General features: G+C 52.0%; 16 protein-coding genes. 12 read left to right on the top strand and 4 right to left on the bottom strand.

Annotated features, from left to right (window positions below; translation table 11 throughout):
* The first annotated feature begins 71 nt into the window (after window positions 1-71).
* The 3 genes from JK198_RS10865 (at window position 72) to JK198_RS10855 (ending at window position 3,347) form a co-directional block, all read left to right on the top strand.
* The gene (locus JK198_RS10865; RefSeq protein ID WP_212708581.1) at window positions 72-611 is read left to right on the top strand and encodes an NlpC/P60 family protein; all 540 of its coding nucleotides are present in this window, start codon (window positions 72-74) and stop codon (window positions 609-611) included.
* Between the two features lie 268 nt (window positions 612-879).
* Window positions 880-1,911 (top strand): L-idonate 5-dehydrogenase, encoded by a 1,032-nt coding sequence (gene idnD, locus JK198_RS10860; RefSeq protein ID WP_212710952.1) that lies wholly within the window; start codon window positions 880-882, stop codon window positions 1,909-1,911.
* 116 nt (window positions 1,912-2,027) lie between these two features.
* Window positions 2,028-3,347: a gluconate:H+ symporter gene (locus JK198_RS10855; protein WP_212708579.1), complete on the top strand. Its 1,320-nt coding sequence runs from the start codon at window positions 2,028-2,030 to the stop codon at window positions 3,345-3,347.
* Between the two features lie 42 nt (window positions 3,348-3,389).
* Here JK198_RS10855 and JK198_RS10850 read toward each other — a convergent pair whose 3' ends face one another.
* The 4 genes from JK198_RS10850 to JK198_RS10835 all read right to left on the bottom strand — a co-directional run bounded on the left by JK198_RS10850 (window position 3,390) and on the right by JK198_RS10835 (window position 10,579).
* The gene (locus JK198_RS10850; protein WP_212708578.1) at window positions 3,390-4,448 is read right to left on the bottom strand and encodes a linear amide C-N hydrolase; all 1,059 of its coding nucleotides are present in this window, start codon (window positions 4,446-4,448) and stop codon (window positions 3,390-3,392) included.
* 210 nt (window positions 4,449-4,658) lie between these two features.
* Entirely contained in the window at window positions 4,659-5,876 is a 1,218-nt protein-coding gene (locus JK198_RS10845) for a lactonase family protein (protein ID WP_212708577.1), read from the bottom strand.
* A gap of 283 nt (window positions 5,877-6,159) precedes the next feature.
* Complete coding sequence (gene aspT, locus JK198_RS10840) at window positions 6,160-7,851, bottom strand: aspartate-alanine antiporter (protein ID WP_212708576.1); 1,692 nt, start codon at window positions 7,849-7,851, stop codon at window positions 6,160-6,162.
* Between the two features lie 37 nt (window positions 7,852-7,888).
* Complete coding sequence (locus JK198_RS10835) at window positions 7,889-10,579, bottom strand: beta-eliminating lyase-related protein (protein ID WP_212710951.1); 2,691 nt, start codon at window positions 10,577-10,579, stop codon at window positions 7,889-7,891.
* 969 nt (window positions 10,580-11,548) lie between these two features.
* On the opposite strand from JK198_RS10835, the gene JK198_RS10830 reads away from it, so the two are divergent.
* From JK198_RS10830 to JK198_RS10790, 9 genes are all read left to right on the top strand, one after another.
* The gene (locus JK198_RS10830) at window positions 11,549-11,821 is read left to right on the top strand and encodes a YtcA family lipoprotein (RefSeq protein WP_212708574.1); all 273 of its coding nucleotides are present in this window, start codon (window positions 11,549-11,551) and stop codon (window positions 11,819-11,821) included.
* A 7-nt stretch (window positions 11,822-11,828) separates the two neighbouring features.
* Window positions 11,829-12,872 (top strand): multidrug transporter subunit MdtN, encoded by a 1,044-nt coding sequence (gene mdtN / locus JK198_RS10825; protein WP_212708586.1) that lies wholly within the window; start codon window positions 11,829-11,831, stop codon window positions 12,870-12,872.
* A gap of 10 nt (window positions 12,873-12,882) precedes the next feature.
* Window positions 12,883-14,853: an FUSC family protein gene (locus JK198_RS10820; protein WP_212710950.1), complete on the top strand. Its 1,971-nt coding sequence runs from the start codon at window positions 12,883-12,885 to the stop codon at window positions 14,851-14,853.
* Window positions 14,850-16,331: an MdtP family multidrug efflux transporter outer membrane subunit gene (locus JK198_RS10815; protein WP_212708572.1), complete on the top strand. Its 1,482-nt coding sequence runs from the start codon at window positions 14,850-14,852 to the stop codon at window positions 16,329-16,331. The genes JK198_RS10820 and JK198_RS10815 overlap by 4 nt, the downstream gene beginning before the upstream one ends.
* Window positions 16,332-16,390: 59 nt before the next feature.
* On the top strand, window positions 16,391-17,518 hold the full coding sequence (locus tag JK198_RS10810; protein WP_212710949.1) for a lipase family protein: 1,128 nt from the start codon (window positions 16,391-16,393) through the stop codon (window positions 17,516-17,518).
* A 270-nt stretch (window positions 17,519-17,788) separates the two neighbouring features.
* A complete protein-coding gene (locus JK198_RS10805; protein WP_212708570.1) occupies window positions 17,789-18,463 on the top strand; it encodes a YecA family protein in 675 nt (224 codons plus the stop codon).
* 320 nt (window positions 18,464-18,783) lie between these two features.
* Window positions 18,784-19,227, top strand: a complete 444-nt coding sequence (locus JK198_RS10800) for a hypothetical protein (protein WP_212708569.1) — start codon at window positions 18,784-18,786, stop codon at window positions 19,225-19,227.
* A 217-nt stretch (window positions 19,228-19,444) separates the two neighbouring features.
* The gene (locus tag JK198_RS10795; RefSeq protein WP_212710948.1) at window positions 19,445-20,509 is read left to right on the top strand and encodes a sugar ABC transporter substrate-binding protein; all 1,065 of its coding nucleotides are present in this window, start codon (window positions 19,445-19,447) and stop codon (window positions 20,507-20,509) included.
* A 10-nt stretch (window positions 20,510-20,519) separates the two neighbouring features.
* Window positions 20,520-21,761 carry an LVIVD repeat-containing protein gene (locus tag JK198_RS10790; protein ID WP_212708567.1) on the top strand — a complete coding sequence of 414 codons (1,242 nt, stop codon included), beginning with the start codon at window positions 20,520-20,522 and terminating at the stop codon, window positions 21,759-21,761.
* The last annotated feature ends 39 nt before the right edge of the window (window positions 21,762-21,800 follow it).

Genomic DNA, 21,800 nt, shown 5'->3' with positions numbered 1-21,800 from the left:
TTCTGTTCATTTTTGACAGTTATTTACGGTATAAAAATTTATCCCTCTGCTGCCTGTGAGAAACGCTGCCGATGAGCCAGATTCCTGCCCGTAAGATTATCACCTGCCTGTTGTTTGCCACCCTTGCCGGTTGCTCGTCCGGACCGAAGCATGCCGCGACTGCTGATACCCGGGGGGCGGAACAGCCGGATTTAATTCCGGTACTGGCGGCGTTACATGACCAGATGGATGCCTGGCAGGGGACCAGATATCAGTGGGGCGGAACGAAATTAACCGGTGTTGATTGCTCTGGCTTTGTCTGGCGGACTCTGAAAGATCGTTTTAATATTCCGATGGAACGGGTAACCACCAGACAATTAATCAGTATGGGGCAGCCGGTTAAGCAGGCAGATTTGCTGCCCGGGGATTTAGTGTTTTTCCGGATAAAGAATGAATTACATGTCGGATTTTATGATACAGACCGGCAATTCCTCCATGCTTCCGTCAGCCGCGGGGTTGTCCGTTCGTCACTGAATAATCCTTACTGGAAATCGGTCTATTTAGAAGCCAGACGTTTGCCAAGAGAGTATAACTCTCAAATTACGTTTAACTATTCCCCCGTCACCGGCTGAACCGCGGAGCTGAATATTTCCCCGCTCATTTCTGCCAGCGACCGCACCTTCCCCCGGTAATGCCTGTGTTTTCCTGTTGCAGTGCACGGTTACAGGCCGTGTACTGACCTCGTTTTTCTCCGGCCTTGCCCGCGTAAAACGACAGCATAGTTCACGTTATGCGTAACATCGTTTTATTAACACTGGTTAAATCGATATTCATCACAGTATTCACCGGTAAATAGCGCTCTTATACGCGGCTGAACGGAGGAATTTTGCGAGGATTTCCATGAACATCACAACAGACAGCTGTGTTATTCGCGGCAGGCATCAGGTCGGTGTTATCAGCCAGCAGCTCAATTATCAGGGAACCGGCACCCTGGTACGTATTACCCGTGGCGGGATTTGTGGTTCCGATTTGCACTATTACCAGCATGGCCGGGTCGGTAATTTTATGGTGAAAATGCCGATGATCCCGGGCCATGAAGTTACAGGGTATGTGGTGAAAAGTGATAACCCCGGGTTAGCGGAACATCAGAAAGTGGCGATTAACCCGGCAAAGGCATGCGGCCATTGCAAATACTGTGCAGCGCAGCAGGAAAACCAGTGTACCGGTATGCGTTTCTTTGGTAGTGCGATGTATTTTCCTCATGTTGACGGTGGTTTCAGCCAGTACATTATTGTCGACAGGGCCCAATGTATTCCTTTTGATCATCAGGCAGATGAGAAAGTGATGGTGTTCGCCGAACCACTGGCGGTCTGTCTTCATGCGACTTATCAGGCCGGTGAGTTACAGGGGAAAAAGGTGTTTATCTCCGGGGTCGGACCGATAGGCTGTCTGATTGCGGCGGCAGCAAAAGCCCGCGGAGCCACTGAAGTGGTGTGTACGGACATCAGCCCGCGTTCTCTGGCGATGGCACAACAGATGGGCGCAACCCTGACGCTTAATGCGGCAGACGGCGATTTTTCGCCTTATCTGGCGGAGAAAGGTTATTTCGATGTGTCTTTTGAAGCTTCTGGCCACCCGGCGTCTTTAATCCGCTGTCTGGATGTCACCCGGGCGAGAGGTACGCTGGTTCAGGTGGGAATGGGAGACGATATCCCGGGCTTCCCGCTGATGACGCTGATAGCAAAAGAGATCAGACTGACGGGGTCGTTCCGTTTTACCAGCGAATTCGCTCTGGCGGTTAAGTGGCTGGAGAACGGCACTGTCGATCCGCGGCCACTATTCAGCGGAGAATATCACTATAGCGCGATTGAGGCTGCCCTGATTTTTGCGGGTGATAAGCAACAAGCCGCCAAAGTACAGCTGACGTTCTGATGCCGGAGACGGTTCGCGGGACGGGGAGTTGCCCGGCCGCGTCCCCTGCGGGGCCCGGAGAAATCTGCGGCCTTACCTATAGTTATTTTATCTGTACCTTTTATGGGAACTGAGATATGCCGATTACAATAATAGTCCTCGGGGTGATATTGCTGCTTGTGCTGATGATTGTCTTCAAAGCCAATGGCTTTCTGGCGCTGATTTTTGTTTCTGCGGTGGTGGGGATTGCCGAAGGCATGACGCCGCTGCAGGTGGTGACATCGATCCAGAAAGGCGTTGGCGGGACGCTGGGCAGCCTGGCAATGATCCTCGGTTTTGGTGCCATGCTAGGTAAGCTGGTATCCGATACGGGTGCCGCCCAGCGGGTGGCGACGACCCTGATTGCTGCGTTCGGTCAGCAGCGGGTCCAGTGGGCGTTAATGGTGACCGGACTGATTGTCGGTCTGGCGATGTTCTATGAAATAGGCTTTGTCCTGTTGTTGCCATTAGTGTTTACCGTGGTGGCTGCCACAGGTATGCCATTACTCTATGTCGGGGTGCCGATGGTGGCGGCCCTGTCTGTGACCCATTGCTTTCTGCCGCCGCACCCGGGCCCGACAGCGATAGCCACCATTTTCGGGGCGAACCTCGGTACGACCTTGTTGTACGGGATGATTATTACGATTCCGGCAGTGATTGTCGCCGGGCCAGTATTTTCCCGGTTCCTGCGTAACTTCGAGAAGTCGCCGCCGGAAGGGCTGTATAACCCGAAAATTTTTGCCGACCATGAAATGCCGGGTTTCCGGACCAGTATTTTTGCGGCGGTGATCCCAGTGATCCTGATGGCGATTGCTGCGCTATTTGAGCTGACTACCCCTGAAGGCAATCCTCTGCGGCAGTTTTTTGAGTTTATCGGTAACCCGGCGGTCGCCCTGTTTATTTCTGTGGTACTGGCGGTCTTTACCCTCGGGCTGCGTAATGGGCGTAAAATCGAAGAGGTGATGGAGATGTGCGGCTCGTCGATAGCCTCTATTGCGATGATTGTTTTTATTATTGCCGGCGGCGGGGCTTTCAAACAGGTGCTGGTGGATAGTGGTGTCGGTGAGTATATTGCCGGAATGATGAAAGGTTCAGCGTTGTCACCGTTGCTGATGTGCTGGACGGTAGCCGCCATGCTGCGGATTGCTCTGGGCTCGGCAACGGTAGCGGCAATTACCACCGCAGGGATTGTGGCGCCGATTATCGCTATCACCAATACGGATCCGGCACTGATGGTACTGGCGGTAGGGGCCGGCAGTGTGATTGCCTCCCATGTGAATGACCCCGGCTTCTGGCTATTCAAAGGCTACTTTAACCTCAGTGTTACCGAAACCCTGAAAACCTGGACGGTGATGGAAACACTGATTTCGCTGATGGGGCTGGCAGGCGTATTGCTGCTGAATGCCATTATTCACTGAGCTGCCGTGGGCTGAGAGGGCCAGCCCGCGAAAGCGTAAATATCAGGGGTTAAGGGGTTCAAATACCGGCGCGGTAGCGTGCTGGTATTGGGCCAGCGAGTAACGGTTATAGTTGAGGTCTGAATAACTGCGGATATATAGTTCCCCGCGGCTCAAATCTGACAGGCTGGTCCAGAGAGTATATTCCGACTGTGGCGTGCCAGTCGGGCCGGATTCTCCCATATCATCGGTGGTAATATTTTTCAGACGGTCAAACCGGTTCATAATATGTCCCAGAATATTGACCGCTTCTGCCGCTGAGTCTGCCTGCGGAGCATAGCTGGTATAGAAGACAGCACGGATAAAACGATCCACTGAGGTATCCGATGCCGGCAGGGCTGCGGTTGCAATACCACTGTCCGGCTGGACAACGCGGATATTCCCCAGGGTAGCGACGGAGCAATCTTTATTCGTCAGCTGGGTATAGTTGTTCAGGTTCATCAGATGCCATGAAAACTCCGGACTGTTGGTCATGGCGCGGGTCGGATTGTTATAGACCCGGAATTTGCCGTCTTTTGCCTCCACCACAATACTGCCGCCGTGTTTGTCATAGAACGCAAAATGGAACGGCGATACAGCCCCGCCGAGATCTTTGAGCACCGGCGACCAGAAACAGCCCTGATTAACCGCCTGTGTCACTTGTTCAACGTTACTGAATAAGCTCAGGGCCCATTCACCGAGGGCTGTCACCGGTATTGATTCCGGGTAATCGGCGGCTGCCAGCGGATCCAGTCGGGCCTCCCGGACCATATTGGCACTGAAGGATAAGCCTGCTCCGTTAAAGCCTTCGAGCATATTGTGCTGACCACCATCAAAATACATCGGGGTAGTGATAGCCAGCAGCGGGGAATGGTTACTGTAGCTGATTGCCTGGCTGCCATCGACAGCCAGTTTGCGGAAAGCGGTGCCTGTCGGGTAATAGGTCAGCTGGCAGGGTAATTCTTCTGTCAGTTCGAGGGTCCGGCCATGATAAAGATTACCGGCACTGTCACTGATCGCCAGGCTGGTACAGGCGAGAGCCGGGTGTGGCACCCGCGGAGATAATGCTGAGGGTAATGTCATAATGCACCTTATGATCTGCGCTAAACCGGATAACTGAATAAATATTATTAATGTTTATCTCAGAGTGTAGCCCGTTTCCATACATCCGGAGGGCCAGGGGGCAGATTAATCGTCAGGAAGATGCTATTCACCGGAGCGGAGCGGCAGATGGCGGGGGGGGCAGGGTAAAGGGGCAGAATAACCGGCTGGCTTCTGCCAGCCGGTGTATGATCAGGGCATAAATTTCACATCGGTGGGTGAGCCGATCTGTACGGTGACCCCGGTGGAGTGCAGCGAACCGTCCTGTGTATTCCGCGACAGTTCGACAATATTATTGGAATAGACATTCGCCACCAGCATATATTGTCCGCTGCGGTCAAAGGCGAACGCCCGCGGTTCAATCCCCCCGGCAGAAAATGCCTGTTTTTCCGTCAGCCTGCCATTGTGCGGATCGGCTTTAAACACCAGGATTTCATTCCGTTGCTGGCGGTTGCCGATATATAAAAACTTTCCGTCGGGGCTGAACAATATGCCGGCCCCGCCTTTGTCCTGCGCGGAGGTGCTGTCGGTCAGGCTGACGGTCTGGATACTCTGCAGACGATCATGTTCTGCGCTGTAGACGTGTACCTGCGCCGCCATTTCAGTGACGATATAGGCGAATTTTCCGTCAGGAGAGAAGGTCATATGTCGTGGCCCGGCGCCGGCAGGGAAGCTGAGATCGGCGGCAGTTTCCGGCACAAACGGGGTTTTGCTGCCGGGCTGGTAGCGGTAAGCCCGTACCTTATCGGCCCCCAGGTCGGCGACAAATAACATTTTTCCGTCCGGGCTGATGGTGACTGAATGAGCATGTCCGCTGTCCTGACGCCCGTTAACTATCCCGGATCCTTTTTCAAACGGAATATGCTGCACCGGCTCACCGATTTTTCCCTGTGCCAGAATCGGGAACAGAATGAATCCGGCATTTTTTTTGCTGGCCGCATAGTTAGCCACCAGCAGGAATTTGCCGTCCGGGGTCAGGGTTGCGTGTGTAGGGTGCTGGCCCCGGGTGGATACGGCATTGATAAATTCAAGTCTGCCGTCGGCCAGTACTTTCATCGCACTGACTTCACCGTTATCACTTTCATTGGTCGTATACACATATTGATGGTCATGACTGATAACAATCCATGAAGGATTCTGCATTTTCAGTACATCCAGTGGCAACAGGGTGCCGTCCTGGTTCAGGCGTAAACGGTAAATACCTTCACTGGGATAAAAGATTTTTTCGGCCAGCGGGTTGCCGGAGGTGCCTGTCCAGCTACCGACCAGCAGTGTCTGAGGTTGCACGTTATGATGTTCCTGAGTCAGAGGGATACTTTCCTGAGCATACGCGATATTCATCGCCAGCAACATTGAGACAGAAGAAAGTCTGAAGACAGAACGCAGCCATTTTTTTTGTGATGTTGTCATGAACGCAATAACTCCTGAGGTGAAATAGTCATTATTTTTTTTACTAAGCGATTAGCACTTCAGTGCGTCTGCCGGACGGCGGGCAGGCCTGAAGGGGTAACAAACTATCACCTTGTATTTCAGAATGAAACCAAATGTTAATGATGCGGAACATTCTGAAGTCATGACCGGGATCACCGGCAGCGGCAAAGTAACGACAGGCAGAAGGAAAAATAATCGCAAGGCCCGTCCCGGCAACGGATGACAAAGGTCAGACATCTGTCGGGACGGAAACAGAGGAGCACTAACCGATCAGCAGGATAATCACCAGTCCCCATAACGTCAGAAAAGTATTACTGACCGCATACGGGACTGTATAGCCGAGCATCGGCACATTACTTTTTGCCGCGTCAGCAACCATCGCTACCGAGGCTGTACTGGTTCTTGCGCCGCCACAGCAGCCAAGGTTAATTGCCGGATCAAAGCGGAAAATATATTTACCGATTAACGGGGCGAGCAGCATTGGCATTGCGGTGGCAAACAATCCCCAGAAGAAGATGGTAAAACCGACATATTTCAGACCAGCGATAAAGGTTGGCCCGGCGGTAATACCGACCACCGCAATAAATATATTTAATCCGGCAGAATTCATAAACCACAGGGTTGACGCCGGGACGTTGCCCAGTTTGGGGATAAAAGTGCGTAACCAGCCGGTCACCAATCCGGCAATCAGTGCACCGCCGGAGGTTGATAATGTCAGCGGGATCCCCGCCACAGGGACGACAATCGCCCCCACCAGACCGCCAATTAAAATACCGGCCCCGACCAGAACCATATCGGTGGCACTTTTTGGCCGGTCGGCGTACCCAAAACGCTGACTGGCGGCATCAACATGTTTCCTGGTACCGACCAGGGTCACAATGTCACCGCGGTTGAGGACTGTTTGTGCCTGTACCGGAATGTCCACCCCGACAGAACCACGGCGGATACGGGTGAGATAGACCCCGTGCACGTCATCGTGCCGGGCAATTTCCAGCAGGGTTTTACCGTTTATCCATTTGTTGGTAATAAACAGATCCACCGATTCAACCGGGATATTCAGCAGTTCGGCGTCATTGACCTCTTCGGCACGTTGCGACCATTCAATCAGGGATTCATGCTTGCCGGAAACAGCGATAATATCGCCAATCTGCAGACGGGTGTCGGGGGTAAAAGGGATAATTTTTCCGTCGCGGCGCAGATTTTCAAGGAACAGGCGTTCGCCGGCGCTTTTTTCTGCTTCAGCCACGGTTTTTCCTTCGATAAGCCCGGGCTGATTGATTTTAAATGCCCGTATCACATACTGATTCCAGGCTGACATCATGCCGTCTGCCGGTGCGCCTGCTGAAAGCTGCTGTTCATAACGTTTGCACTCTTTTTCGAGGTCAATACGCAGTATTTTTGGGCCAGCAAACGCAATGATCCAGCCGGTACCGATGGTGCCAAATAAATAACAAACCGCATAGGCGACCGGAATTAAATCCAGTTGTTGTTTGGTTTGTTGCGGGGGAAGGCCCAGCTGGTTTATGGCATCCGTTGCCAGCCCGATGGATGCTGAAATTGTCTGTGAGCCGGCCAGCAGTCCTGCGGCCAGGCCGGGACCGTAGCCGGAGACTCTGGCTGCAATATATACCCCCAACAGGCAGAGTAACGAAATCACTACCGCAAACACGGCCTGTGGCAGGCCATCGTTAGCCAGTCCCCTGACAAACTGTGGTCCGACACCGAAACCCACCGCAAACAAAAACAGGATAAAAAAGATCGATTTTATCTGTGGGGATATATCGATTCCCAGCTGGCCGATCAGTACTCCGGCCAGTAAGGTGCCGGTGACCGGACCGAGACTGAAGCCACCAAATTTCAGTGATCCGACCCGGTAGCCGATGGCAAGGGTCAGAAATATTGCCAGCTCCGGATTCGCCCGTAGTGTTGCCGTCAGCCATATCCAAATAACCATAGTGATCTCCGTACTCTGCCCTGGGGGTTATCCACGTTTAATCGGTTGTTTTCAGGATCTGTAAACCGAGTCTGGCCTCATAGCCATGCACTTCTTTGACATCCAGTTTCCGCATAAAGGTAATGACGTCCTGGTTGATCACCTGACCCGGCACCAGAATCGGGAATCCCGGCGGGTAAGGGATAACCATTTTGGCGGAGACCATCAGCGGCCCTTCTTTCAGTCGACGATCACACTCCTCACTGTGCAGAGGGATATATTCATAAGATCGCGGATCCCAGCTACGGAAGAAGGCTGTACGGATATCACCTTCCACGGCGATTTTGCCGTCAGTGTCGTCACGGAATTGCTGGTCGAAATAACTGAAATTTGGCAGGTCAGGTACATCCTGCATCAGGCTTTGTACCCGCTGCTGAAACTGTTGCTGCCCCGCCGGACCGGCATGGCCCAGTTTGTCGTCAATATCGCGGGATATCTCCAGCAGAACATGAATAAGCTGTGCCACATCACTGCGGGTGTTATTGATGTTAGTCTGCAATAGCACGGAATTACGGGATGTTTTATTCAGTTGAATATCGTATTGATTAGCAAGAATATTTTTAAACTGAGTACCGTCGAAACCGGCCTGGCCACACAGCAGGGTGATACGGGTCGGGTCAAGGAAGAACTCGTCATCTCTGAGGGCCGGCAGGGTGTCGCTCCAGTGGGTATCGGGCGTCAGAAAATCACGGAATCCGCTTTCACGGAATTCAGCGGGGATCATTTCATCGGCTCCCAGAACGTGGAAATAGCGTGAGATCAGCGGATGGGTATTGATCTGATGACGAATATCCAGTGCGGTCTGGATCGCATTACTGACCAGGCCATAACCTTCCAGTTCCATCTGCCGACGGGCCACGTCCATAGAAGCAATTAATTGCTGGTTAGGACTGGTGGTGGAGTGGGCAAAGACAGCTTCGTGTAACTGCGGTTCAATCAGATAAAAATCGACATCTTTTACCAGTACCATCGAGCCCTGCCGGATGGCTGACATGGATTTATGGGTGGAGTTGGTCTGATAGATACGCAGCCGTACCTGAGACGGATCGGGGATCAGCCGCGTCGCCAGCAACTGTTCATCTGTCGGGTGCTCACCCAGCGCCTGCTGTTGTTCGGCATAACGTTGTGCAGACTGAGGATCTTTCAGCCATTTTTCCAGTTCTGCAGCAGCGCCCATAGCGGTTCTTGGACGCAGGAACGGCGACCAGTGTGCAAAACCAAACCAGGCTTCGTCCCACAGAAAGACCAGGTCCGGTTTAATTGCCAGACATTCTTCCATTACGCGGCGGGTATTATAAATATGGCCGTCAAAAGTACAGTTGGTTAAATCAATCACCCTGACACGGTCCAGCTTATTTTCTGCTTTCAGGTTTAGCAGGGCTTGCTTAATGGTTTTCAGCGGCACTGCGCCGTACATGGAATAGGCTTTTAGCGGATAAGCTTCGACATAATAGGGTTTCAGCCCGCCAAGCACTGCACCGTAATGGTGTGATTTATGGCAATTCCGGTCGACGATAATAATATCTCCCGGCTGTGCCACTGCCATCAGTACCATTTTGTTGGAAGTACTGGTGCCGTTGGTGACAAAGAAACAGTGATCGGCACCAAAAGCGCGGGCCGCTTTTTGCTGGGCAATTTTAATATTACCGGTTGGTTCGAGCAGGCTGTCCAGTCCGCCGGTCGTGGCCGACGATTCGGCAAGGAACAGGTTACGGCCATAAAACTCGCCCATATCGCGGATCCAGTCCGATTTAAAAATCGATTTACCCCGGGCAATAGGTAAGGCATGGAAGGTACTGATCGGCCGGTAAGCGTACTTTTTCAGATTATTAAAAAATGGCGTGTCATATTTCTGGTTGATCCCTTCGAGGATCGATAAGTGCAATTCGGTAGGTTCTTCGACAGCATACAGGATCCGCCGGATATGGCTGGCCCGCGGATCACTGGCAATATCCTGCGGATGCTGATCGGTTAACAGATAAATATCCAGCTCCGGACGATGAAGGGCCAGCTGCTCTGTCAGTTGTAAAGCCAGATTATCTTCATCCACAGAAATATTCAGTGCTGCCATCATGTTATCTATCTGAGGTGTCGGGAAGCGGCTTTTAAAGCCGAATCCTTCAAAAATAGCCACAGCGCAGATATTGGTATTAGTGGCGATGGCGCAAAATGCATCCTGATAGCTGCTGACTAATACCGGTTCATAAATAAAAGCATCTTCTTTACGGCGCTGGCTGTGTAATAAGGTGACATTACGTTGTGTATGAGGTGTCTGAGGTGCCACGATCAGTAATTCAAAATAGGGTCTGCCCGGACGTTCGGCGTCATTATTCAGAATTTCATTTACCGGTGATTCACCGGGAGTGATCATCCATTCTGACGGATCATTTTTATAGTATTTTGCCAGAATGGAAAAAGAAATCCGGCCTGCTAATGTCAGAAATTCATCACTGCGCCCGGCAATTAATGCCTTTTCCATCGCATGAAGTAATAATGTCCCGGGGTACGCATGAAAAGATTCACTGGCAGAGAGGGCAGTGAATGCCTGTTCCAGTGGCTGTTTATCTGTTTCTCCGGCTATCCATTTACGGGTTAATGTGATAAGTGCACGCCACTGGTCAGGACGCTGGGCATTAAGAGTAAATATCTGGTCAATAGAAGGGGTATTCGCAGGGAGTGACGGTTTCATATCTCATCCTCAGGTTAATCCATAACATCGCAGTGGTTTATAACAGTCGTGCAATTTCATCCGCCGGATATATTCAGCAGAAGTCTTCAGGAGAGCAAAAGAGTAAATAAGAAAACAGATTAATGTTCTGCAACAGATGCAAAATTGTCAAGTTATGCCGGGAAGATATCAGGATGTTATAAAAATATCGCGTTTATTTAAAACTGCCTTTCTTAATAATTCAGTATTTAGCTCTGAAATCATAACTGTCAGTGATTTACAAATACTGCCGGAAATTATTTTCAGGATGACTGATTATTCGCAGACATTTATTCTGCGGAAAACAGCGTTAAATAATAATCCCGGCTCTTGTTTTTATTTAACCGGCTGTATCTGCATTTTCGGCACGGGTGCTGAACATACAAGCGGACCAACGGATATTCCGGAGAGCCGCTGGCGGTGATTTTTTACCGGCAGGCTGCCGCGAAAGGGATAAATACCGGCACCAGTCCCTGACTTTATCCGCAGTGGCTTCTAACCGGCCACTGACTGTGACTCCGGCGTGGTTACAGCGGGCCTTAACCCGCGACCTGCAGGCTGAAAGATATTATCGGTTGTCCGGTTTTTCCGGAGCGGACTTTGCGGCGGATAATCCATTGATCAGGTTAATGTTTGATGTCAGAGACCGGCCACGGATCTACGGTTTTTTTCCGGAGAAAGTTGTTTTGCATGGTCAGTTGTGGCCATTTATTTAGCATAAAAAACTATTTTCATCGCCTTCAGGGATATTTCTGTTAAACAGGATCCGCCTGTGGAATAGTGAACTATACTGTTTCCGATTCAGTAATACTTATGAATGTAGTGAATTCTGAGGCTTACCTGACGAGCCGGATGCTCAGGGCTATTGTGCGGGCTTTGTATAACAGAACACTGATTGACGGATGATGTTTGCTGCAGACAGGATGAATGATGATGTTCAGACAGCTGATAATGAGGCGTAACTACTGGATTTCCCGGGCGATGATGTCGGGAGTCTGTCTTCTGATATCCGGCTGTTCATTATCTCCGGCGATACCCGTATTAGGCGCGTCGTTTCCCTCCTGGCTTTTTTGCCTTATTGGCGCTTCAGTTTTATTAGCATTATTTCATGTACTGGTGGCCCGTAAACAGTGGCAGGAACATTTTTCTCCGCTGGTCGTCAGCTATTCGGGACTGCTGTTTTTATTCGCAGTAATACTGTGGTTTCTATTTTTTGTGAACTAAAACGATGATGACTGGCTCAGCGGCGGCAGCAATGCGAAAAAAATGGCCATTACTGGTGATAGTGGTGGCATGCATTATTGGTCTGATTGTGGTTATCTGGCAATTACAGACCTCTCCTGAAACCAATGATGCGACTGTGTATGCGGACACTATCAGTGTGGTTCCGCAGGTCAATGGCACCATTATTGATATGCCGGTAAGTGATAACCAGCGGGTCAGAAAAGGGGATTTATTATTCCGCATTGATCCGCGTATGTATCAGGATTTACTGGACGGTGCAGAAAGCCGGCTGGCAGCTCTGGATGCCCAAATAATGCTGACACGGCGGACTATACAGGCACAGCAGTATAACGCCGAATCTGTTTCCGCTGCGGTTGCCAGAGCGGAAGCGGTGGTCCGGCAAACCACTTCGACCCGCATACGGCTGGCCCCGCTGGTACCTAAAGGCTTTGCTTCTCAGCAGGATTTGGATCAGGCAATTACCGCCGAAAAAGCGGCGCGCGCGGACCTGGCCGCCACCCGGTTGCAGGCAATGCAGGCTTCTTCGGCCGTCAGTGGTGTACAGGCGCTGGAAGCACAGCGCGGTGATGTATTAGCGCAAATAGCCCTTGCCAGACTGCAACTGGAACATACTTATGTTACAGCCCCGTTTAACGGTATTGTGGTGGCGCTGAAAACCACCACCGGTCAGTATGCTTCGGCGCTGAAGCCTGTTTTTTCACTGATTGATGATCAGAACTGGTATGTGATTGCCAATTTCCGTGAAACAGATTTGGATCATATCCGCCCCGGCAGACCCGCCAGGATTCGTGTTATGACCGACCATCAGCGGATTTTTCACGGTGTGGTTGATTCTGTCGGTGCCGGGGTGATGTCTGGCGACGGCGTCAGTTTGCCCGGCGGTCTGCCATATATTCAGAAGAGTATTAACTGGGTGCATGTCTCTCAGCGTTTTCCGGTAAAAATCCGTGTTGATAATCCGGACCCGGCATTGTTCCGTGTTGGTGGCTCAGCAACGGCATTGTTATTACCGCCTGCCGGTGACCATTGAGGGGGCGTCAATGAGAGGTTCATGGGGGGAGTTTCTGCGCCGCGAACTCCGGCCGCTGCCCGGCAGAGGCAGTTACGCACTGCGGCTGACGGTGACTTGCGCGATCCTGATCCTGGTCTTTATGACCCTGCAAATCCCGCTGTTATCGGTGGCGATTATCGTTGCATTTTATGCCAGTCAGTCGAACGTGGTCATTATCAAACTGCTGAGTGTGGTGTTCTTTTTCCTGGTCACCCTGATCCTTGGCTGCGTTATTCTGATGCTGAAGTTCACCTATGACTATCCGCTGTTACGATTGATCTGCTCATCGTTGCTGTTTTTTGGCGCAATGTTTCTGATGCGGGCCTTCGATAAACTCGGGCTGGCCTTTTTTATCGTCGCGCTGGCGGTCATTTTTGCCCAGACATTCCCAGCGATGACCAGTGACAGTGATCTGGTCATCCGGCTGATTATGTGGCTGTGGGTATCGATTAATACGTCAGTACTGGTGACGTTTCTGGTGAATGCCAGCTTTCGTCAGGCGTTTCCCGGCTACCAGTTCAGGCAGCAACTGGCGAATGATTTTGACGATTGTGCCGCACAGCTCAGTCATTATCAGCGCACCGGGGAGCCGTCCGGGCAGGCGGATACCACGGATATGGCGAAACAATTTACCGGATTGCAGAGCCTGTTTAGCCTGGCGTGCGGCGCTTCTCCGGTCATCCGGCGCAATAAAAGCCACTGGCAGGCAGTGATGGCCGTTGCCATCCACAGCTACTACCTGGTGATGCTGATACGGCCACTGCCACTGACCGGTGTACAGCAGCAACTGGCCGGAGAACTCAGTGACTATCTGCGTCAGCTGGCTGACGAGTGTCGTCAGGCCGATAATCCGCTGGCACAGCTTCCGCCAGCCCCGCAGCCGGTCAGTGATAATGTGATCCTGCGGCGTCTGGCAACCGTCTGTACCCGGCTGGCGGCAGGGGAAGAGATTGAGCTCCCTGAAAAACCGTCGGGAAAAGCCCCGTTACTGGCAGCGGATGCCTTTACCAATCCGGCATACCCGCAGTTTGCGTTGAAAACCCTGCTGGCGACCTTAGTCTGTTACCTGTTTTATACTGCCGTCGACTGGGACGGTATCCACACCATTATGCTGAGCTGTGTGATAGTCGCGCAGCCGGGATTAGGCCCGACAATGCAGAAAACCTGGCTGCGTGTGGCCGGGGGATTACTGGCTACCGCTTTTGCCCTGCTACTGATTGTCTTTATTCAGCCGTTTACTACGTCAGTGGTCGGATTACTGATGATGTCAGTGCCGGTGATGTGGCTATCTGCATGGATTGCCGGGGGCTCAGAACGTACCGCCTATGCCGGTATCCAGATAGCATTTACCTTCGCGATGGGGTTCCTCGACTGGTTCGGCCCGCTGTATACCCTGACGGAATTACGCGACCGGGCGATAGGCATTTTACTGGGGGTACTGGTTTCTTCGCTGGTACATATGTATCTGTGGCCAGAAAGTGACGCTCTGAAACTCAGACAGCAACTGAGCCGGTTATTTAAACAGCTGAGCCAGTGGATGGCTGATGATAAACCGCCTCAGGAACGTCAGTGGGTCCCGGTGTACCAGGCGCTGCTGACAACCGAAACCCTGATGGATCGTGTTGCTGCTGAACCGGTCTATGCATGGTCTTATCCTCACCCTGAACTGAGAGACTGGCCGGTAAAACAAACGTTTGTACAGGCACGGGAAATTCTGCGCCTCAGCGAAGGATACCGGTTGTACGGGGCGGATGAACCTGATTTCCTGCAACATTGCGCGGCTGCGCTGCAGGCATATTCAGGGCAGATAGTCGATCAGGGGGCAGCGATACCTGCGGTCCGTTTGCCGGGGGGAGATAACCCCTATCACCGGCCGCTGGCACAGGCGATCGAGACACTGCCTTGCTGGCCGGAAGCAGATAATCAACATCCTTCAGTTCTGCGGACGATGAAACAATGACAGTAACTTCCCGGGCAGTACGCACTTTCAGATTATCACTGGGTTTCAGTGCCATCCTGCTGCTGGGCGGATGCTCAATGCTCCCCCACGACCCTGCTGAGGTGGCAATTATTAACCCGCAGCAGGCGCAGTTATCCGCGGTTATTCATCTGGCAGGCAGTGGCTGGCCAGCCAGTAACTGGTGGACAAAATATAATGATCCGCAACTGAATATGCTGATCAGCCAGGCATTACAGAACTCACCACGGGTACAGGCGGCTCAGTTACAAATTGCTCAGTCAGAAGCCAATGTGGATGTGGCACGTTCTTTGTCCGGAGTGCAGGCGACCGCGGTAGCTGCACAAAACCGTTTACGGACCAGCCATCGCTCTTTTACCTGGCCTTACTCTTTTTCCCTGCCTGAAAGCAGCAGCGGTCCCTGGTATACCCTGAATACTGTCGGTATTGGCGGTGCGTTGAATATCGACCTGTGGGGAACCGATCGGGCACGGGTCGCCGCGGCAATTGGCGAAAAAAATGCCCGGCTGGCGGAAACAGCTGCCACAGAACAAGCCGTGGCAGCGAATGTGGCACAGCTATATTTTTCGATACAGAGTAGCTGGCAGCGTATTGCCCTGTTGCAACAACAGGAGCAGATCAGCAGTTTTTCGGTGGCGGCTCATAAAGATCGTGTTGCCCGCGGGCTGGAAGACGATGTCGCCCTGGCCGGGGCACAAAGTGAATATTTGTCGGCACAGCAGCAGTTACTTGGCGAACAAACGGTACTGGCATCGACGAAAGAAGTATTACGGGCACTTATCGGCGCCGGTGCTGATTCTGCGGCAATAGCCTCATTACAGCCGCGGCCGCTGCCACAAACACAGCAAGGATTACCGCCGGTACTTTCTTATCAGTTACTGTCGCGGCGTCCGGATTTACAGGCACTGCGGGGCTATGTACTGTCTTCCTTAAGCCGTGTAGAAGTGGCCAAAACGGCCTTCTATCCGCATTTTGATATTAAGGCATTCTGGGGGTATAACGCGCTGAATGTCGGCGATTTATTTAAATATTCTTTCCAGCAGATCAACCTGCTGCCCGGTTTATATCTGCCATTATTTAACGGCGGACGGCTGAATGCCAACCTGCGGGCAGCACGTACAGCCAGTAATATATTAATTAAACAGTATAACCAGGCTGTGCTGGATGCGGTCCGGGATGTGGCCGTCAGTTCACAGCAACTGAATTCTGTTAACCAGCAACTGGTAATGCAGCAGCAGAAAGTGGCGGCGGCACAGGTCAGTGCTGACAGTGCTGATGCCCGTTACCGGCGGGGGTTAATGAGCCTGTATGCCAGCCGCGAAGTACAGCGGGTGACCCTGGCCCAGCAATTGTTACTGACGGATATGCAATACCGGCAAATTTCAACCGATATCAGCCTGACTCAGGCGTTAGGCGGCGGCTATAACAGTCCTTTACAACCACTGCATGCACACCAGTGAACAGCACGGCAGTGCGGCAGTCCGCCGCAGGCTGACGGGTTCACTGACAGGAGAAACAGATGATAAAATTTGCCGGCGCATTACTGGCTTCAGCTATCAGCCTGGGTATGACAGCCCATGCGGCTCCGCTAACCCCCAACGGGGTATTACTGGAAAAAGCGCCGTTACCGGCCGATCACGGTTTATCAGAGGCTTCGGCACAGTATCTGATCCATTACACATCGATTAGTGGCATCGATGGTAAAACACACCGTGAAGACAGTGGCGCGGTTTTTTTACCGAAAGGCCCGGCCCCTGAGGGCGGCTGGCCAGTGGTGGTATGGACCCACGGTACCGTCGGCGTTGCTTATCAGTGTGCCCCCTCCCTGAACCCGCGCACCCCGCGTGATCAGCAATATCTGAACAGCTGGCTGTCGCTGGGATTTGCGGTGGTGGCTCCGGATTATGCAGGGCTTGGCTCTCCGGGGTTACATCATTATCTGAATTCCCGTTCTGAAGCCTGGAGTGTGCTGGACAGTATTTCAGCGTCTCTGAAAAGCTTCCCGTTAAGTAATAAAATTATCATTATCGGTCAGTCTCAGGGAGCACATGCTGCCTTTGCTGCTTCCGGTTATCAGCCGTCTTATGCGCCGGCACTGCATGTCCTGGGCACGGTACTGACCGGTACACCTTATATTAATGCGCATACCACGGTCAGTGATATTTTTAAATCAACGCACAACCGGGTCGGTGGTGATCCGAAAATACCGTATGCCTACTATATCTTTTTGTCGGCAGCCGATGAGAATAAGCAACTGAAAGCCGCTGACTACTTTCAGAAACGGGCGGTATCGGATGTTAAACTGGCCGAAACCTTATGTATTGCTCCGCTGACCCGTCATGTGATGACACAGGGGCTGAATGATAAAAACAGTTTTCAGCCTGACTTCCAGGGACTGCTGGATTCACAGTTACCGTCTTTGCGTTATAACACACTGAAAATTAACCATCCGGTGTTTATCGGTATCGGCCTGAACGATATTAATGTCCCGACGGCCATGCAGCAGCAATTTGCCCGTGAGGTAAAAGCTGCGGGTACTCCGGTGGAAATAAAAGAATATGCCGGTATGGATCACAGTGAAACGGTTAACGTCTCCCTGCGTGACTCGGTTCCTTTTGTCTTTAAAGTCATGTCAGGCGCACAATAACTCTGGTGTAACAACGGCATATGCCGTTGTTACAGGTGTTCAGTTAGCGGATTCCGGAACCGGAGGCCGCCGCCGGCGTTGCTCTGACTTGCCGGACCTGCGCAGCCACGGATGAGCCGCGGGGTGATGACGGTCGGGTGATACGCCAGGAAAGTGGCCAACTGTGAAGCGTGACGGTCGACAAATCGACTCATGGCGAGTGTCTGCTGTTATAATTACCGATTAGCCGATACCGGTATATCACCGGTTGCAGAGAAGAGGTAATACGCAATGACACAGGGCCCCCTGACAGAGAAAGAGCTTGAATGGCTGGATGATATCTTCATGAAATATGGCGATGAAACTTCAGTGCTGGATGTTTCGGGGCTGGATGGGCTGCTGACGGCAATTCTGTCCGGACCGGTGATGGCTGAACCTGATCAGTGGCTGGTCGCCGTATGGGGCGGGGCAGATAAAGTGCCGCGCTGGCGTTCTGAGCGGGAAATGGAGCGCTTTATGACGCTGACTTTCCAGCATATGGACGATATTGACCAGCGTCTGACCGAATATCAGGATCAGTTTGAACCATTGTTTGGGGTCAGAGAGATGGAAGGTCAGGAGTTCACCATTGTTGAAGAATGGTGTTTTGGCTATATGCGTGGCGTTGCACTTGGCCGCTGGCCTGAACTGCCGGAAAGCCTGCAACCTGCCTTTGAAGCGATTGCTTTGCATGGTAAAGAAGAGAACTTCGACCGGCTGGAAACCCTGACCCCCGAAGAGTATGACGCCGCGATTGAGATTATCACACCGTCAGCACTGGCTCTGTATAACTACTGGCTGGCGTTACGTACAGACCACCCGCCACAAGTCGTCAGTCAGCCCTTTATTGCTGAAGTTACCGCCGGACGTAATGATCCTTGTCCGTGTGGCAGTGGTAAGAAATTTAAACAATGCTGCCTGCATTGATCCATACCACTGACTGATTGCTGCGGGTGTTTGTTTAATTACTGACTGCCCGGCGGATATCCCCCTGACAGCCACCGTTCCCTGAAATAACAGGGGCGGTGGCTGTTGTATTTTTGTCTTTGCCATCAGGCGATCAAATCCCGGCAAATGATCACTGGCTGGTCTGTTGATTACTCTGCACTTTCCCCGTCGATCTGTTATTCATTTATGCTGTTACTGCGTCTGTTGTCAGCTCATAAACACATCGTCCGCAGGGCGGTGACCGGTATATTGGTAATGTCACTATCCGATAAAACATTTTTCAGAGATCAGGAGAACACATGATGTCAGCGTATTTTTTTTCGGTGTCTGCACAGTCAGTTACTTTTTATCATCCGCAGGATACGGTGCTGTCAGTGCTAAAAGGCGGTTATCAGCAGGCGGGAGATGGCCTGTTTTCTGCCGGGCAGGCAGATGCGCTGGCTGTGGAGACGCTGATTTACAGGACAGAAGAAATCCTTGAATCACAGGGGAAAATACTGCCGGGCAACCTCCATGCCATTAGCAGCGATATGCTGCTGCACCGCGTTTGTCAGCGCTGGCTGGCGGGCAGCGATGATATTACGCCACAGGCAATAGAGTCGGCATTTAATCAGCTGACAGATCGGCTGTCTTACGGGCCATTCCCCCTGACTGAACCGGAGATTGCTGAGTTTTGCTATTTTGTGTTTCTGCGGGAAATGGCCCACCATCTGGGTATCGTCCGGATCCGTTATCAGCCCTGAAGATCTCCGCCGGAGAAATTTTTTACAGGGATACGGATGACGGTAGCCAGCAGGTAAGGGATTATGTAATATGACGTCCAGACATCCAGATGGATATCTGTTTAGAAGGATATATGCCCGCCGGGACAATGGCGGGGGTCAGGCAGGACAGACAAAGCAGCAGTTACAGAAATTAAAATAATCAGCCTGTTCACAGGCGGGCATTTCGGGGCACAACATGAAAAAGATAGCACTCTCTTTACTGGCACTGAGTTTACTGGGCAGTACACCGGTTTTCGCGGATGTCATGGCACCTTTACCGGCAGCACTGGCAAACCACCATGGTCCGGTGCGTATTGCTGTGATCCGTAACCTGGGATCTGACGATAACACGACCCAGTTTCTGGCCGGTGCAATTAAGCAGGCCAGAAAACTGGGCTTCAAAGTGAATACTTTCCTGAGTAATGGTGACGATGCCCGTTTCCAGGATTTTGTGAATCAGGCAATTATCCAGAAATATGACGGCATTATTCTCTCCCAGGGACGTGCACCCTATTCAGACGATCTGGTAAAACGTATTACCGATGCAGGGATTGCGGTGTCGGTGTTTGATACTGCCGTACCGGACAATATTCCGGCAGTGACCGTTACCCGCCAGGATGATGCTTCACTGACGGATATGTCTTTCGGGCAACTGGTAAAAGATTTTCACGGGAAAGCAAATATTGTGAAACTGTGGGTTGCCGGGTTCCCGCCGATGGACCGTCGTGAGAAAGAGTACCAGCAGCTACTGAAAAAGAACCCGGGGATCACACAGCTGGAATCTCTGGGGGCAGTGTCTACCGATGTGCAGGGTGATACCGCGAATAAAGTCGGTGCTATCCTGGCGAAATACCCGAAAGGTAAAATTGACGCTATCTGGGGGTCATGGGATGCCTTCAGTCAGGGAGCTTATAAAGCATTACAGGAAAATGGCCGGACAGAGATCAAACTGTATAGCATCGATATTTCTAACCAGGATTTACAGATGATGCACAGTAAAAACAGTCCGTGGCAGATGACGGCAGCGGTTGATCCGCAGCTGATTGGCGCGACTAACGTGCGGCTGGTTGCCCTGAAAATAGCCGGAGAACCCACCCCGGCCACTTATGAATTTAAGGCCGATGCCGTATCTCAGGCGTTGCTGAACCAGCAGAGCGGTGATGTGAATATGGCCAGCCTGCCAAAAATTATCCCCGGCTGGGGCACCACCAATGATTTCGTTGCACCATGGTTCGCTACCCTCGAAGCGAAAGCGAAATAAGGCAGAGATAATGAGCGCATTACCGCAACCGGAATACAGCCGCAATATGCGGCTGATCGGTCACAGTGATCAGGGAGGGCGTCCTGACGGGGTTCAGCTGATGGTGCATCGCGGTTTTGCGTATATCGGACATATGGTCTCGGGAGGATTTTCGGTGGTGGATGTCCGGGATCCCCGGCAGCCGAAAACCGTTAATTATGTAGCAGCACCGCCGGGTACCTGGAATATACATCTACAGACCCATGATGATCTGTTGCTGGTGATCAACGCCCGTGACCTGTTTGCGGATACCCGTTTCGCCGATGAGAAAGTGTATTACACTCGTCAGGTCGGAGATACGGTCAGCGATATTGAACAGCATGGCTGGAGTGCCGGATTACGTGTTTTCGATATTTCTGTGCCGCAACAGCCCCGTGAAATCAGCTTTTTGCCTCTGAACGGGATCGGTATTCACCGTATCTGGTATATCGGCGGACGCTGGGCCTATGTATCGGCACTGATTGACGGTTTTACCGATTATATTTTCCTGACCATTGACCTGGCGGATCCGCGCAAGCCGGTAGTCGCCGGAAAATGGTGGTTGCCGGGTATGAATCAGCAGGCCGGGGAAGTGCCTGACTGGCCGGAAGGTAAACGCTATGCCCTTCACCATGCGATTATCAGCGGGGATACGGCCTATGGTAGCTGGCGTGACGGAGGCCTGACCATCCTTGATATTAAGGATCGCAGTGCTCCGAAGCTGCTCAGCCACCGTAACTGGAGCCCGCCGTTTGGCGGCGGTACCCATACGGCGTTACCCCTGCCGGAGCGGAATTTGCTGGTGGTTCTGGATGAAGCCGTGCTGGATAAACAGCAGGATGGTGAAAAGTTTATCTGGTTGTTCGATATCCGTGACCCGTCCAATCCGGTGAGTATTTCTACCTTTCCGCAGCCCGGCGAAGCCGATTATATTGCTAAAGGGGCACATTTTGGCCCGCATAATTTGCATGAAAACCGGCCGGGCAGTTTTATCAGTTCAACGCTGATTTTTGCCACCTATCAGAATGCCGGCGTCCGGGCCTATGACATCAGTGATCCTTACCGTCCGGAAGAGACCGCAGCCCTGGTTCCGGCCGCACCGCAAAAAATGATGGATACCCGGCCGGGAAGGCCGAAAGTCATCCAGTCCTGTGATGTGTTTGTTGATGCTCAGGGGATCATTTACAGCACTGACTACAATGCCGGATTATCGATTATTGAATACTCTGGCTAAGGGGAGCGGCGGCAGGTACTGGCGGTATCCGCATCCGGC

The sequence above is a fragment of the Tatumella sp. JGM91 genome (assembly GCF_018257575.1).
In the GTDB taxonomy this organism is placed as follows: Bacteria; Pseudomonadota; Gammaproteobacteria; order Enterobacterales; family Enterobacteriaceae; genus Tatumella; species Tatumella punctata.
The sequence above is the reverse complement of the archived record's forward strand: the minus strand, read 5'-3'. Positions and strand labels throughout refer to the sequence as shown.